Origin of the sequence: Streptomyces sp. CAU 1734 (assembly GCF_039888735.1) — a bacterium.
Lineage (GTDB): Bacteria > Actinomycetota > Actinomycetes > Streptomycetales > Streptomycetaceae > Streptomyces.
Window position 1 is genome coordinate 566231 of sequence record NZ_JBDQQP010000002.1, and the last position, 13915, is coordinate 580145.

The window sequence follows — 13915 nt, forward strand, 5'->3', positions numbered from 1 at the left end:
GTGATCGCGACCATGGCGCCCGCTGGCGGACCGGGGGTGGGGAGAACCCCACCGGAACCCCGGGGCCACCCCTATATAGTTGCGCACGACAACCATTTGGTAAACTAATTACTGACGGTTCCTTGACGCCATCTTGACGACGTTGACGGAGGACGAGCCCATCGGACACGCAGACACCCTCATAGCCATGGGCGGCGCGTTTCTCGCCGCCGCCTTTCTCGCCCGTGTCGGGGGCCGGATCGGCCTGCCGACCATCCCTCTCTTCATCCTGGCCGGGATCCTGCTCGGCCCCCACACCCCCGGGATCGTCCTGGTGGACGACCCGCACGAGCTGGAGATGCTCTCCGCGCTCGGGCTCGTCCTGCTCCTCTTCTATCTGGGCCTTGAATTCCACCTCGACGACCTGAAGACCGGCGGCCGGAAGATGGCCCTGGCGGGCGGCGCCTATCTGCTGCTCAATGTCGGCGCCGGCCTCGGCTTCGGCTTCGCGCTGGGCTGGGGCACCTCGGAGGCGCTGGTACTCGCCGGAGTGCTCGGCATCTCGTCGTCGGCGATCGTCACCAAGGTGCTGGTCGATCTGGGCCGGATCGGCAATCCGGAGACGAAGCCGATTCTCGGCATCATCGTGGTCGAGGACATTTTCCTGGCCCTCTATCTCGCCGCGCTCCAGCCCATCCTCTCCGGCGCGGACAGCCTCTCCGCCGCCGTCATGGACGGCGGAAAGGCATTCGGCTTCCTGCTGCTGCTCGCCCTCGTCGCCCGTTTCGGCACCCGGGTCATCGGCCGGCTCATCAACACCCGGGACGATGAACTTCTCGTCATCTCATTCCTGGGCGCGGCCGTATTCCTCGCGGGTGTCTCCGAATGGTTCGGGGTGGCCGACGCGATCGGCGCCTTCATGGTCGGTCTGATGCTCGGGAGCACGACCTCGGGCGACCGCATCCGGAAGCTCGTCCATCCGCTCCGGGACGCCTTCGGCGCGATCTTCTTCTTCGCCTTCGGCCTCTCGATCGACCCCGGCGATCTGCCGACCGTGGTGTGGCCCGTCCTCGCCGCCGTCGCGGTGACCCTGGCGATGAACGTCCTGGCGGGACTCGCGGCGGCCCGTATCTACGACTTCGGCCCCGGCCCCGCCGCGAACATCTCCACCACGCTGCTGGCGCGCGGTGAGTTCGCGCTCATCCTGGCGACGATGGCGGCGGCGGCCGGCCTGGACGACCGGCTCTCCCCGTTCATCGCCAGTTACGTCCTGGTCCTGGCCGTCCTCGCCCCGCTGGTCGCCGGCCGCTCGCAGCTGCTCGCCCGGATCCTCCCGGAGCGAAAACCGGAGCCCGCGCGGCTGTGACCTCTGCACGGGCTGGTGACTCCCCCGGGGGAGTCACCAGCCCGCATGCGTGGCTCAGACCGGCAGCGACCAGCCCGGCCCGGACTGATCACCGATCCACACTCGCTGGTTCTCGTCGGTCACCGTCATGCCGAAGGCCGTCTGATCGGGCGATCCAGCCCCCTCCCACAGCAGCAGGGCCTCCTCCACCCGGTCCCAGAGCCTGAGCGGCCCGTGCTGATGGACAACCCAGCCGGTGCCCATGCGTTCCGTCCACGCCTGGGACCCGGTGGCGACATCGGAGAGAACCGCATCGTCGTCACCCGCGAGCCAGTATTCGGCGGACGGCGCGGCGAGTTGCGCGACGAAAAGCGCCGTCCACTCCTCCAGAATTCCGGGGTCGACCCTGCTTCGGCGGGTGTCACCGCGCAGCCGGTGGAACTGCGGACGCGGCGGACGCTCATGAGGCCGGGCGAGCATGTAGGAAATGCGGTCGGCGGCGAAGCGCCCGGACGCCCCGCCCGCATCGTCCACTTCCAGCCGGATCAGCCCGGAGGCGACCATCCACCCGCTGATGGTGGTGGTGATGGAACCACCCGCCCGGACCTGCCAGAGCCAAGACCGGGGGACATACCGTACGGAACAGGTGGCCACCAGGGCGTCGTACTCGTGCCCCCTGTCATGCCCCTGGAGCCCGTCGCCGACCACGAGGGTGGGCGCACACCCCGCCGCCCGCAGGTGATCGGCGGCGTCCGCCGCGAGACCGGGGTCGTACTCGACGGAGGTGACGTGTTCGTCCCCCAGCCGGTGACAGAGGATCGCGGTGGAGTAGCCGGTGCCCGTGCCGATCTCCAGGACGTCATCCCCCGGCCGCGCACCGGACAACTCCAGTGTCCGGACCACCAGCGAGGGAAGCGTGGAGGAGGAGGTCGGCCGCCCTTCGAGCGGCCCCGGGGCATCTCCCGCCCGTACGCCGTCCACCTGAGTCACCCAGGTCGTGTCGGAGTACGCCAGGGCCGACCATGTCTCCTCGCCGGTCTCGGCCCGCCGCACCGGATTCCACCGGCCCTCCTCGGGCCGGAAGACATCCGCGCCGAGGAAGAGCTCCCGGGGAACGGCCTCCACGGCCGCGCGCCACTCCGGGCCGAACCGCGCGGCGAGACGCCGGCGGAGGTGTGCGGTGTCAGTGGTCATGGCACTTCCCGGATTCAGAGCCGTGTTGCAGCCGATCGGCGAGGGTGTGGACGATCCGCCGAGTGATGGGGTCCGGAAACCACGCCCATTGCCCGTTCGGATTGCATTCGTAGAACCACCAGCGTCCGTCGGAATCCAGGCCGAAGTCGAATGCCCCGAACGTGAGCCCGAAGGCGTCCAGGTAAGCACGGACTCCCTTGACCACGTCCGCAGGCGGGTCGATCACGGCGTATGACAGCGATTCATAATATTGACGCCAGTCAAGTCCCGGCGCACCGTCGATACGCACGGCCAACAGCTCCTCGCCGACCGCCGTCAGCCGTACATCGGCTGCTTTGTTCAGCCTCCGCTGGAACATATGAGCTGTCAGGGCAATACCACCGTCACTCATGGCCTCCGGGGTGACCTCCTCGACCCACACCGTGAGTCCGCGTCCGTCGGCACCCGCGTAGTCGCTGTTCCACACGGGCTTGTACACCACCGGCCCGTACTCCGAGGCGAATCGGCGGGCCTTTCCGGGGTCGTTGGTGATCAGGGTCGGGAGTACGCGCAGACCGCTCCGCGCCGCAGCGGCGAGCTGGGCGGGTTTGTGCTCGGCATCCCGGTTGCGCCAGGGATGATTGACGTAGAACGCGTCCGGAAGCGCCGCGAGGACGCCTCCGAGTCCGTACCGGCCCTGCTCCACGCACCAGTGCGCGTCCTGCTCGGACAATCCAGCCGGCGCGGCGCAGGCGTTCGGGCGACGCCAGTACACGGATCGCACCTCGCCCAGAACCACCTCGCGTGAAGAGGTGCGCACAGTGCCGCCGAGGCCGTTCGCGTCCGGGCAGGCGGCCAGTGTCAGAGCACCGGGGAAGTCCCCGGGATCCAAGCGGGCCACGGGAACGTCACGCTCGTTCAGCTCCCCGACGACCAGGTCCGCAGTGATGTCGTCCGGCTTGGTGACGACCAACACCACAGGATCGCCCGACATCAGTCGGTCTCCTGATCGCGGCCCTCGTCCCTGTTGCCGTCCAGGCTCGTCCTGGGTTTCGTCTCCCGGTACGTGGAGGGCTTCTTGTGCTTGCCCTCGCCCGGAACGGCCTCCCCGTCGGCGTCGAACCACCGGCCCATCTGCGTCTCCGGGTCGAGCACGACCGTCGTGCACTCGGTCGGTTCACCTTCAGGGAAGGGCCTCATCCTGGTGAGCCCCCAGGGCATCGCGGAACCTTCGGCCATCTCTTCCTCCAGTAGTCGTGCTGGAACAGCTCAGGGTGGTGGGAACGAGTGCGAGAACGAGGGGAAACCGGAGAATTCGGCCGAAAGCCGGACCCGCACATCGCCGCCTCAGGGAAGTGCCGTGTGCTTGGTCTCGCACTCGAACCAGACGGTCTTCCCCTGGGGGCTGAGAGGGACGACGCCCCAGCGCCTGGAGATGCCGTCGATCAGGATCAGACCGCGTCCGCCCTCGTCCAGCTCGTCCGTGTCCTGCGGCGGCGCGAACTCGGCCGGCTGGGGCATACGGGGCATGGCGGCGGCTCCGTCGCTCACCTCGACGCGGGCGCCCCAGGGGAGCCAGAGGAGTGCGAAATCGCAGCGGCGGCCCGGAACATGGCGGACCACATTCGCGAGGAGTTCCGTCGTGCCCAATTGAATGGAATCGATCATTTCTTCGAGATGCCACGCTTCCAGGTAAGCGCGCACGATCCGGCGGACATGGCCCGCCGAATGGTCTCCGGCGGTCAGGCTCATCCGGTACATCGTGGAGGATTCAGGATCGATCAATTGCACGATAACTCCCAGCGCGGCGGGAAAACTTCGTTGTTTCCCCTCCCAGCTTGAACCCTCGTCACTAGCCTTGGCGACGATAAGCAGCGAACCCTGGACACCGTTGGGGGTGAGTCGTGAAACACCTCAAGGACCTGGACCCGAGCGCTTCGCCGCTCGATTACTACGGCGCCGAATTACGGCGGATGAGAGACGAGGCCAAGCTCAGCCAGCCACAGCTCGGATCCATCATCTTCTGCACCGGGTCCCTCGTCGGGCAGATCGAGACCGCGAAGAAGGTGCCCACCCGCGACTTCTCGGAGCGCGCGGATGCCGCGCTGGGCGGCAACGGGCACTTCTCGCGGCTGGTGGGGCTGGTGCTGCGGAGCCAGTTGCCGACCTGGTTCCAGCCATATGCGGAGATGGAAGCGAAGGCTACGTACATCTCCTCATTCCAGCCGCAGTTGGTCTACGGGCTGCTTCAGACGGAGGAGTACGCACGGGCGGTGCTGGGAGCCCGTGGTAAGGACGGGTTGCACGCCAAGGTCGCGGCCAGGATGGAGAGGCAGCGGATCCTGCACCGGGAGCATCCACCAGTGATCTGGGTGATCCTGAGCGAGGCCGTACTCCATCAAGAGATCGGTGGAAGGGAGGTGATGCGGAATCAACTCTCACATTTGTTGAGTCTGCGGGATCTGCCGTCGGTGCAGCTTCAGGTGCTGCCCTTCGAGGCTGGTGCCCACACCGGGCTCATGGGCGAGTTCACCGTTCTGCGGTTCGCGGACGACCCGGACATCCTCTATACCGAGGACTTCGTCCAGGGGCATATGACGGCCAATCCGGACGCTATTAGAGAAGGCACGCTCCGATACGATCATCTGCAAGCCGCCGCGCTCTCCGTGGAACAGTCGGCGGCATTGATCGCCCGCATCATGGAGGAGCGTTATGGAGAACCAGAAGCTGACGGGCGCACAGTGGCGTAAGTCGTCCTACAGCGGAGACACCGGCGGCAACTGCGTCGAGTGCGCCGCCCTCGGCACCGCCGTATGGCTCAAGTCCTCGTACAGCGGCAGCACCGGCGGCGAGTGCGTCGAGGTCGCCGCCTGCACCGCCGCCGTCGCCGTCCGCGACTCGAAGAATCCCGGAGGCGGGGCGTTCACCACGAGCGCCGCCGCCTTCGCGGCCTTCGCCCGGGCCGCCGGGCAGGGCGTGCTGCACCAGAAGTGACCCGCGCGTACCCGTCCCGCCGACCCCGGCGGGACGGGTGCCAGACTGTCGGGATGATCGTACGAATCGCGCTGGAGCAGGATTTCGACCGGATTCTCGGGCTCGCCGGTGAGGTCGAGCACTGGTTCGGGGCGATGGTCGGCGAGCCCGGGTTTCACCGGGCCGTGCGGAGCCACATCGGGCGGGGAACCGCTCTCGTCGCCGAGGGGGACGGCAAGGACCTGTTCGGGGGGCTGCTCTTCGGGGTCGCGCCGCCCGCGTACCACGTCGACTGGCTGGTCGTCTCGGCCGGTTCGCGCGGGCAGGGGGTCGGGCGGGCGCTGCTGGACGCCGCCCTGGGGCGGTTTGTCGCCGGGCCCGGAACGCTCGATGTGGTCACCTTCGGGGACGATCATCCGGGGGCCGTGGCCAGTGGGGCGCGGGTCTTCTACGAGCGGCTCGGGTTCACGGCCGGGGAGGTCACCGAGCCGGGGCCCGAGGGCGGGTCGCGGCAGATCTACCGGCGGAGTGTGGGCGGGGCCCGCCCGGCCGGGTGAATGACCGGATTCCGCTCAACCTTTCCGCCCGGGCAACCCTCTCGCCCCCGTCCGGGTCCTTTCCGCCAACCGCGCCGCACATCGCGGCGCGTGTAGGCAGGAAGGACGGGCACATGTCCCGCCACACCCTCACGGCCACCCGTGCCATCGGCACCACTCTCGCGGCGGTGGTCGCGGCCGGGCTGCTCGCGGCGCCCGCCGTCGCACAGACCGGGAAGCCCGCGAAGGATCCCAGGACCACCGCGCTCCAGGAGGTCATCGAGGACCAGGTGGAACGGGCCGGCATACCAGGGGTGCTGGCCTCGGTCCGGGACGGGAAACGCGTCTGGCGGGGTGAGGCCGGGGTCGCCGATCTGCGGACCGGGAAGAAGCGCGGGGACCACGACCGCTTCCGTATCGGGTCGATCACCAAGACCTTCGTCACCACCGTGATCCTCAAGCTGGAGGCCGAGGGACGGCTGGATCTGGACGACACCGTGGAGAAGTGGCTGCCGGGCCTGGTCACCGGGAACGGTCACGACGGCAGCAAGGTGACCATCCGCCAGCTCCTCAACCACACCAGCGGTATCAGCAACTACACGGCCAATCCGGAGTTCGGCGCCACCTATCTGGGCGAGGAGGGCTTCCTGAAGAACCGCTACCACCGGCACAGCCCCGAGAGCCTCGTCGGCTGGGCCATGCGCTCCGCCCCGGACTTCGAACCCGGCGCCGGCTGGAACTACTCCAACACCAACTTCATCCTCGCCGGACTCATCATCGAGAAGGCGACCGGCCGCTCCTACGAGCAGGAGATGCAGGACCGGATCCTGCGCCCGCTGGGGCTGCGGAACACCACCCTGCCCCGCCACTCGGCCGCCATGCCGAAGCCCTCGGGCCGCGCCTACAGCAAGATGTTCAACGCGGGCCCGGACGCGAAGTTCCACGACGCCACCCGGCTCAACGCCTCCTGGGGCTGGTCGGCCGGGGACATGATCTCCACCACCGGGGATCTTCAGCGTTTCGCCGGCGCCCTGCTCTCCGGGAAGCTGCTGCCGCCCGCGCAGCAGAAGGAGCTGACCACGGCCGTGACCCTGCCCGTCCCCGGCGCCGACGTCGGGTACGGCCTGGGGCTGGAACGCGCCGTGCTCTCCTGCGGGGTGGAGATCTGGGGCCACAGCGGCGGCATCCACGGCTCCATCTCGGAGATGTACACCACCTCGGACGGCAAGCGGACCATGGTGACCAACGCCAACGGCGACTGGAACCCGGACCGGACCCCGGCGACCCTGAACGCGGCCTTCTGCGGTGAGAAGCCGTCTCAGCCGGCGCCGAGCCTCCGCAGCGTCCAGCCGTCGCCGTTCGGGTCGAGTGAGCTGGTGGCGCGCTTGAACACATACTCCGCGCGTTCGTAGGAGAGCCGGCTGCGGCCGGTGTCCGGGCACAGGTCCGCCTCCGGAGGGCGGCGGGCCGGGCCCGGGCGGCGGTCGGTGAGGAAGAGCGGGCCCCGGGTGCGGTCCGCGATCAGCGGGGGCAGCAGCCGGGCCGTGGCCGCGCGCCAGTTCACCCAGCCGGAGGCCGTACGGGCCCGGCGGTCGTCCAGGTCCAGATCCTGGATGTCGAGCGCGAGGACGGTGGTGATCGGCGCCCCGGACTCGTGGAGCAGCCGCCAGAGGGCGTGCTCGCGCGGCGGAAGGTCCGGGCGGGACCAGAGGGCTTCGAGGAGTTCCGGCGGGATGGGGAGGGTGCGGGACGGGGTCTCGGCGCGGCGTTCCAGGCCGGACGCGAGGTCTCCGAGCGACGCCCAGCCGGCGAAGGAGCGGACGGCGGCGCGGTGGCGGTTCCAGGTGGTGGCCGCCGCGCCGCCCCAGGCCAGGGCGAAGACACCGGTGATGTCGCCGGCGGTGAGGCCGGAGACGGGGCGGCGGTCGCCGAGGGCGGTACGGAGCCGGCGCAGTGTCTGGCCGTACGAGCGGGCCGTGGCCGGGTCCATGTTGTCCCGGGTGAGGAAGTCGTCCGCCGCCTCGGCGAGGGTGGGGCCCTGAGCGGCGGCGGGCTCCAGGGCTTCCGCGCGGCCGAGCAGGAAGGCGCGTTCGGCGGTGTTGTGGGTGAGGGCCGCCGCACGGTCGAATTCGGGGCGGGCCTCCGCGTACCGCCCCAGCTTCACCAGCAGGTCGCCCCGGGCGGCGGGGAGAAGGTGGTAGTCCCGCAGCGCCGGGTCGGTGGTGAGGGTGTCCATCAGGGCGAGACCGGCCTCGGGGCCCCGGGCCATGGCGAGGGCGACGGCGCGGTTGAGGCGTACGACGGCGGTGGGGAGCAGGGCCTCCAGCGTCTCGTAGAGGGCGGCGATCCGCTGCCAGTCGGTGGACTCGGCGGTGGGTGCCTGGGCGTGGGTGACGGCGATGGCGGCCTGGAGGAGGTATGGGCCGGGCGGGCGGCCCCGCTGGGTGTCGCGGGCCCGGAGCATCGCGGCGAAGCCCCGGCGGATCAGGAGCGGGTCCCAGCGGCCCCGGTTCTGTTCGTGGAGCCGGACGGGTTCGCCCGAGGGGCCGGTGCGGGCGGCCGAGCGGGATTCCTGGATCTCCATCAGGGCGACGAGGGCATGGGCCTCGGGCTCGCCGGGGGCGAGTCCGGCGAGGAGGCGGCCGAGGCGCAGCGCCTCCAGGGTGAGGCCGGGGCGGAGCAGATCGTCGCCGGAGGTGGCCGAGTACCCCTCGTTGAAGACCAGATAGATGACTTCGAGTACGGAGGAGAGGCGTTCGGCCGGTTCGGTGCCGCCCTCGGGGAGTTCGAAGGGAACCCGGGCCTCGGCGAGGGTTCTCTTGGCATCGGCGATGCGGCGGGTGATCGCCGTCTCGGGGAGCAGGAAGGCGCGGGCGATCTCGCCGGCGGTGAGACCGCCGACGAGGCGGAGGGTGAGGGCCACCCGGGCCGCGGTGGGCAGCACCGGGTGGCAGGAGAGGAACATCAGCCGCAGGGCGTCGTCCCGCTCCGGTTCCTCCTGGTCCGCTTCGTCTCGGTCCGGGGTGAGCCGGTCCTGTTCACGGGCGATCCGCTGGTGTTTCTCGTCCAGGCGCCGGGCGCGGCGGATGTGGTCGACGGCCCGGCGTTTGGCGATGGCCGTCAGCCAGGCGCCCGGATTCTCCGGGACGCCCGACCGGGGCCACTGTTCGAGGGCGGCGACCAGGGCGTCCTGTGCCAGTTCCTCGGCGAGGCCGACATCGTGGACCAGCCTGGTGAGCGCGCCGATGATCCTGGCGGACTCCTGTTTCCAGACGGCGTCGACGGTGCGGTGCGGGTCACCCCGGCGGGGGGTGACCGGGCTGCCGCCGGACGGTCCGGCCGAGTGGTCCCCGCCGCTCATGGCGTGACGGTCCTCGGCACTCGGGGCCTGGCGGACTTCCCCGGCGCAGTCACGGGCCGAAGACCTGCTGGATCACGCTCTCGCCGTCGCCGACGATCCGGCGGAAGCGGCGGGCCAGCTCGACGGCCTCCTCCTCCGAGCGGACCTCGACCAGGGCGAATCCGGCGACGGCCTCCTTGGCCTCGGTGAACGGGCCGTCGGTGACGGTGATCTCGCCGCCCGAGGAGATGAGGCGCACTCCGAAGGGGGCGAGTCCGCCGGTGGCCAGCAGTACGCCGGAGGCGGTGAGCTCCTCCACGAAGGCGCCCATCTCGGCGAAGAGCTTCTCGTCGGGGGCGGCGGCGTTGTCGGTGGCCTTGGTCGTCATCAGGTAGCGCATGGGGTTTCTCCATCTGCTCGGTGGGGTGCTGCTTGCTCTGCCCACACGTCGAACAGCTTATGTGACAGGGAATGGCGGCGTTCCCTGTCACATCGCTTGTTCGATGTGAGGGCGAGAAGCGAATCCACGGAGACGAAGAGGACCGATCGCCATGACCGCCACCGCAGTGCACACCACCGCCGCCACCACCGCGACGAACGCCCGGGTCTCCACCCGTACGCTGCTCGGGTTCGCCGCCGCCGCGGCGCCCCTGTGGGCCGTGGTCTCGCTCGGCCAGGCCGCCGCCCGGGACGGGTTCGACATCACCCGCCACCCGCTGAGCGCCCTGAGCAATGGCTCGCTCGGCTGGCTCCAGATCACGAACTTCGTGCTCGCCGGGGTGCTGACCGTCATCGGGTCGGTCGGGCTCCGCCGGGTGCTCCGGGGCACTCCCGGCGGGGTCTGGGCTCCCCGGCTGGTCCTGCTCAGCGGCATTGGCCTGATCGCGGCGGGGGCCTTTGTGATGGACCCGGCGGACGGCTTCCCGGCCGGTGCGCCGGAGGGGATGCCGACCGCGATGACCTGGCCGAGCTATGCGCACATGGCCGCCGGGACGCTCACCTTCACCTCGCTGATCGCCGCCAACTATGTCCTCGGCCGGCACTTCTCCCGGGCCGGGGAGCGGGGCCGGGCGATCGTCTCCCGGATCGCCGGGACCGCGCTGCTGCTCGGCAACGGGTGGGCGATGAGCGGTGGCACGGCCGGGACGCTGACGCTGGCGGTCGGCGCGATCACCGCCATGGTGTCGGTGGCGGCGGTGGCGGCGCACTACCGCTCGCGGGAGATCTGAGCCCCGCCCCGCGCACCGTACGACGGCCCGGACCCGCACCTGTCGAGGTGCGGGTCCGGGCCGTCGTGCGTGCGCCGGCGGTCAGTGGTTGAAGCCGGAGCCGAAGTTGTCGCCGTAGGAGGGGGTCAGGCCGAGCGTGCGGGGGCCGAAGGAGTACGCGCCCTTGGCGGTGATGCCGGAGGGCGAGCCCTTGAGGGAGAGGACCGCGCCCGTGTACCCGTCCTCGTGGGGGACGCCGATGACCAGGTCGGCCCGGTGGTCGCGGTTGTGGTCGACCAGCTTGATCGCGGTGGCGAAGCCGTCGTACGTCTCGGCGGTGCCGGGGACCCCGGCGGCGTCCTGGCTGAAGACCGCGCCGCCGGCGGCGGAGACCCCGCCCTTGGAGCCGCGCAGTACGACCACCGCGCCCGCGTGCCGCTTCTTGCCGATCGCCTCGTCCGGCACGGCGACCGCGAGATCCTCGTAGCCGTCCTTGTCGATGTCGCCGAGGGCGATGTCACCGCCGAAGCTGTCGCCGGATTCGGCGGCGCCCGGGACTCCGGGGCTGTTCTGGTCGATGACCTTCGCCTTGGCGGCCACCGGGCCCTTCGCGGAGCCGGGGACGACGGCGATCATGCCGCCCACGTTCTTCGGGCGGTAGTCGTCGCCGAGATATCCCCTGCGGCCGACGACGATCTCGTCGTAACCGTCGTTGTTGATGTCGCCCAGGCCGACCGACTGGCCGCCGGGGACCTTCTTGAGCATGCCCTCGTCGACCGGGCCCTGCCGGGTGCCCTTGAAGATCCGGGTGGCGATGCTGGACCAGACGGGTGCGTTCTGGAGGACGACCAGGTCGGGTATCGCGTCACCGTTGTAATCGCCGGTGGCGATGTCGTGGACGTACTCGTTCCCGAGCGGGGTGACGGTGGTGGCAGCCGGGGAGCCGTCGCGCGTGAACGGGCCGGAGTGGAGGATCAGCTCACCGGCCCGCTGCTCCTTGAGGTATCCGACGGTGGCGACATCCGGGTGCCGGTCGCCGTTGAAGTCGCCGGTGACCAGGTGCTTCCCGCCGCCCTGGAGCACCGTGGCCGAGGTGTTCAGGCCCGTCTTCCCGCCCCGGAAGACGGAGAGGGAGCCGGTGTCCAGGTAGGCGTTCGCACCGGGGGCCTCCTCGCCGGGGGTGCCCACGACGAGATCTCCGTAACCGTCCCCGTCGAGGTCGGCGGCGGCGGTGCTCGCGCCGAAGTTGTCGAAGGGCTCGGGGTCGTCGGGGACTCCCGGCCGGCTCTGGTCGAGGAGCTGCCGCCTGGTGTGGAGGGAGCCCGCCTTCGAGCCGTACAGCACGGAGACATGCCCCGCGCTCACCCGGCCCTTGACCCTCAGGTACTCCGATCCGACGGCGACATCGCGGTATCCGTCGCCGTTGAAGTCGTCGGGGAGGACCGCCTTGCCCGAGTGCGCCGACGGGGCGGCCGGAGCCGGGGCGGCGAGGGCGGTGGGGGTCACCAGCGCGCCGACGGCCGTGATCGCGGCGGCCAGGGTCAGGGCACGTGCCGGAGTGAGTGAATTCATGTCAACTCTCGTAGCAGGGAGCCGGAAGGTGAGGGCGGGGACCGGCCCACCCGCTCCGGGCCGGTCGTCCCCATGACTCACCGGGCCGGGGAAAGGTTGCGCCGGCGGCCCGGAAACGGGCGGACCCGCACCTGGCGGGTGCGGGTCCGGGGGTACGAGCCGGCCGGCCGGTCAGTCGCCGGAGCCGGTCGGTCAGTGGTTGAAGCCGAGACCGAAGCCGTAGTACGGAACCGGGGTGATGCCGACCACGCGGGGGCCGAAGGAGACCGACCCCTTGGCGGTGATGCCGGCGGCCGAGCCCTTCAGGGCCCACACCGCGCCGTGCGAGAGGTCCTCGCCATCGGCGCCGGCGATCAGGTCGGCCCGGCCGTCGCGGTTGAAGTCGGTCAGCCTGAGCCCGCCGCCGAAGTAGTCGTTCTTCTCGGCGGTGCCGGGCACGGAGGCGGTGTCCTGGGTGAAGACGGCCCCGCCGGCGGCGGCCAGACCGGTCTTGGCGCCGCGCAGCACGATCACCGCGCCGGCGTCCTTCTTCCCGCCGACGTCCTTGCCGGGCGCGCCGACCACGACATCCGCGTACTTGTCGCCGTTGACATCGGCGATGGCGACGTCGGAGCCGAAGTGGTCGCCCCAGACGGCGGTGCCCGGGACACCGGTGCTGTTCTGGTTGATCAGCTTGCGCTTGGCGGTCACCGGGCCCTTGGCGGAGCCGGGGATGTGGATGATCCGGCCGCCCTTGGCCTCCGGCACGCCCTCGTCGGTCAGACCCCGGTCGGGGCGGCCGAGGACGATGTCGTCGAAGCCGTCCTTGTTGATGTCACCGAGGGCGACCCGCTCCCCGCCGGGGTACTTGCTCAGCGAGCCGGCGGCGGCCAGGCCGCTCTTGGTGCCCTTCCAGAACCGGGTGGAGAGCATGGACGGGCCGTCCTGGACATTGTCGACCGTGACGAGGTCGGTGATGCGGTCGCCGTTGAAGTCACCGACGGCGACATCGCGGACGACCTCATGGGGGTTGGCGATCAGCTTGGTGCTCGCGGCGGCACCGCTGCGCTGGAACGGCCCCTTGTGGACGCGGAAGTTTCCGCCGTCCAGGGTGGCTATGTCGGGGTTCTTGTCGCCGTCGAAGTCACCGGCCGCGAGATATCCGCCATTGCCCTTGACCACGGAGGGCACCGGGTTCAGGCCCGTCTTGCCGCCCCAGAACACCGACAGGGCGCCGGAGCCCTCCCGCTCGGTGCTGCCCGGCTGGTCCTCGCCGGGGGTGCCGACGACCAGATCGGCGTAGCCGTCCCGGTCCAGGTCGGCGGAGGTGGTCGCGGTCCGGGCGTCGAAGTCGTACGACGGGCGCGCGGGCACACCGGCCCGGTTCGTCTTCAGGGTCTGCTTCTTGGCGTGCAGCGCGGCGGTCTTGGCGCCGTAGACCACGGCGACCTGCGCCGGGCGGTTGGTGCCGCTGATGTGCATCGCGCGCGTGGTGGTGACGACATCGCGGTAACCGTCGCCGTTGAAGTCGTCGGACTGGACCGACGCGGGCTTCGCGGGGGCCGCGGGCGCGGCCGGGGCGGCGAACGCGGTGGGCGCGGTGAGCGCGCCCACGACGGTGATCGCGACGGCCAGGCCCAGGCTGCGGGCCGAGGTGATTGAGGTCATCGTCAACTTTCGTAACTGGTGCCTGTGAACCACGTGTTGCGGGGGTGAACCCACCTCAAGTGGGACCTTGTGACTGCATGACCGGCCAAGTACGGAAATGGTTGCGCCCTAAACTCGGGCAAACAATGGCCGCCTTGGCGCG

General features: G+C 70.4%; 14 protein-coding genes. 6 read left to right on the forward strand and 8 right to left on the reverse strand.

The window, feature by feature from the left end; translation table 11 throughout:
- Positions 1–187: 187 nt before the first annotated feature.
- On the forward strand, positions 188–1345 hold the full coding sequence (locus AAFN69_RS06140; RefSeq protein ID WP_347727289.1) for a cation:proton antiporter: 1158 nt from the start codon (positions 188–190) through the stop codon (positions 1343–1345).
- A 54-nt stretch (positions 1346–1399) separates the two neighbouring features.
- Here AAFN69_RS06140 and tgmC read toward each other — a convergent pair whose 3' ends face one another.
- The 4 genes from tgmC to AAFN69_RS06160 all read right to left on the reverse strand — a co-directional run bounded on the left by tgmC (position 1400) and on the right by AAFN69_RS06160 (position 4249).
- A complete protein-coding gene (tgmC, locus tag AAFN69_RS06145; protein WP_347727237.1) occupies positions 1400–2518 on the reverse strand; it encodes an ATP-grasp peptide maturase system methyltransferase in 1119 nt (372 codons plus the stop codon).
- Complete coding sequence (gene tgmB / locus AAFN69_RS06150) at positions 2508–3491, reverse strand: ATP-grasp ribosomal peptide maturase (RefSeq protein WP_347727238.1); 984 nt, start codon at positions 3489–3491, stop codon at positions 2508–2510. Before tgmB ends, tgmC begins: the two co-directional genes overlap by 11 nt.
- Positions 3491–3736, reverse strand: a complete 246-nt coding sequence (gene tgmA / locus AAFN69_RS06155) for a putative ATP-grasp-modified RiPP (protein WP_347727239.1) — start codon at positions 3734–3736, stop codon at positions 3491–3493. Before tgmA ends, tgmB begins: the two co-directional genes overlap by 1 nt.
- A gap of 108 nt (positions 3737–3844) precedes the next feature.
- Entirely contained in the window at positions 3845–4249 is a 405-nt protein-coding gene (locus AAFN69_RS06160) for an ATP-binding protein (protein ID WP_347727240.1), read from the reverse strand.
- A 152-nt stretch (positions 4250–4401) separates the two neighbouring features.
- Between AAFN69_RS06160 and AAFN69_RS06165 the strand changes: the two genes are divergently transcribed.
- From AAFN69_RS06165 to AAFN69_RS06180, 4 genes are all read left to right on the forward strand, one after another.
- Positions 4402–5247, forward strand: a complete 846-nt coding sequence (locus AAFN69_RS06165; RefSeq protein WP_347727241.1) for a helix-turn-helix transcriptional regulator — start codon at positions 4402–4404, stop codon at positions 5245–5247.
- Complete coding sequence (locus AAFN69_RS06170; protein ID WP_347727242.1) at positions 5210–5491, forward strand: DUF397 domain-containing protein; 282 nt, start codon at positions 5210–5212, stop codon at positions 5489–5491. The genes AAFN69_RS06165 and AAFN69_RS06170 overlap by 38 nt, the downstream gene beginning before the upstream one ends.
- A gap of 53 nt (positions 5492–5544) precedes the next feature.
- Entirely contained in the window at positions 5545–6027 is a 483-nt protein-coding gene (locus AAFN69_RS06175; RefSeq protein WP_347727243.1) for a GNAT family N-acetyltransferase, read from the forward strand.
- A gap of 113 nt (positions 6028–6140) precedes the next feature.
- The gene (locus AAFN69_RS06180) at positions 6141–7418 is read left to right on the forward strand and encodes a serine hydrolase domain-containing protein (RefSeq protein ID WP_347727244.1); all 1278 of its coding nucleotides are present in this window, start codon (positions 6141–6143) and stop codon (positions 7416–7418) included.
- On the opposite strand, the gene AAFN69_RS06185 is transcribed toward AAFN69_RS06180, so the two are convergent.
- Both AAFN69_RS06185 and AAFN69_RS06190 read right to left on the reverse strand, forming a co-directional pair.
- The gene (locus AAFN69_RS06185; RefSeq protein ID WP_347727245.1) at positions 7325–9367 is read right to left on the reverse strand and encodes a sigma-70 family RNA polymerase sigma factor; all 2043 of its coding nucleotides are present in this window, start codon (positions 9365–9367) and stop codon (positions 7325–7327) included. The genes AAFN69_RS06180 and AAFN69_RS06185 overlap by 94 nt on opposite strands.
- A gap of 49 nt (positions 9368–9416) precedes the next feature.
- Positions 9417–9746 carry a YciI family protein gene (locus AAFN69_RS06190; RefSeq protein ID WP_344471328.1) on the reverse strand — a complete coding sequence of 110 codons (330 nt, stop codon included), beginning with the start codon at positions 9744–9746 and terminating at the stop codon, positions 9417–9419.
- Between the two features lie 151 nt (positions 9747–9897).
- Between AAFN69_RS06190 and AAFN69_RS06195 the strand changes: the two genes are divergently transcribed.
- Positions 9898–10575 carry a DUF998 domain-containing protein gene (locus tag AAFN69_RS06195; RefSeq protein WP_347727246.1) on the forward strand — a complete coding sequence of 226 codons (678 nt, stop codon included), beginning with the start codon at positions 9898–9900 and terminating at the stop codon, positions 10573–10575.
- A gap of 81 nt (positions 10576–10656) precedes the next feature.
- Here the strand turns inward: AAFN69_RS06195 and AAFN69_RS06200 are convergent, their stop codons facing one another.
- The gene (locus AAFN69_RS06200) at positions 10657–12126 is read right to left on the reverse strand and encodes an FG-GAP-like repeat-containing protein (protein ID WP_347727247.1); all 1470 of its coding nucleotides are present in this window, start codon (positions 12124–12126) and stop codon (positions 10657–10659) included.
- Positions 12127–12318: 192 nt separating this feature from the next.
- Positions 12319–13773, reverse strand: coding sequence for an FG-GAP and VCBS repeat-containing protein (locus AAFN69_RS06205; RefSeq protein WP_347727248.1), 1455 nt, complete (start codon positions 13771–13773; stop codon positions 12319–12321).
- Positions 13774–13915: the final 142 nt, after the last annotated feature.

Coding starts and splice junctions, on each gene's coding strand:
- AAFN69_RS06180 (WP_347727244.1), top strand. CDS start 6,141: ATGTCCCGCCACACCCTCACGGCCACCCGTGCCATCGGCACCACTCTC.
- tgmA (WP_347727239.1), bottom strand. CDS start 3,736: ATGGCCGAAGGTTCCGCGATGCCCTGGGGGCTCACCAGGATGAGGCCC.
- AAFN69_RS06205 (WP_347727248.1), bottom strand. CDS start 13,773: ATGACCTCAATCACCTCGGCCCGCAGCCTGGGCCTGGCCGTCGCGATC.
- AAFN69_RS06185 (WP_347727245.1), bottom strand. CDS start 9,367: ATGAGCGGCGGGGACCACTCGGCCGGACCGTCCGGCGGCAGCCCGGTC.
- AAFN69_RS06195 (WP_347727246.1), top strand. CDS start 9,898: ATGACCGCCACCGCAGTGCACACCACCGCCGCCACCACCGCGACGAAC.
- tgmC (WP_347727237.1), bottom strand. CDS start 2,518: ATGACCACTGACACCGCACACCTCCGCCGGCGTCTCGCCGCGCGGTTC.
- AAFN69_RS06160 (WP_347727240.1), bottom strand. CDS start 4,249: ATGAGCCTGACCGCCGGAGACCATTCGGCGGGCCATGTCCGCCGGATC.
- AAFN69_RS06200 (WP_347727247.1), bottom strand. CDS start 12,126: ATGAATTCACTCACTCCGGCACGTGCCCTGACCCTGGCCGCCGCGATC.
- AAFN69_RS06140 (WP_347727289.1), top strand. CDS start 188: ATGGGCGGCGCGTTTCTCGCCGCCGCCTTTCTCGCCCGTGTCGGGGGC.
- AAFN69_RS06175 (WP_347727243.1), top strand. CDS start 5,545: ATGATCGTACGAATCGCGCTGGAGCAGGATTTCGACCGGATTCTCGGG.
- tgmB (WP_347727238.1), bottom strand. CDS start 3,491: ATGTCGGGCGATCCTGTGGTGTTGGTCGTCACCAAGCCGGACGACATC.
- AAFN69_RS06190 (WP_344471328.1), bottom strand. CDS start 9,746: ATGCGCTACCTGATGACGACCAAGGCCACCGACAACGCCGCCGCCCCC.
- AAFN69_RS06170 (WP_347727242.1), top strand. CDS start 5,210: ATGGAGAACCAGAAGCTGACGGGCGCACAGTGGCGTAAGTCGTCCTAC.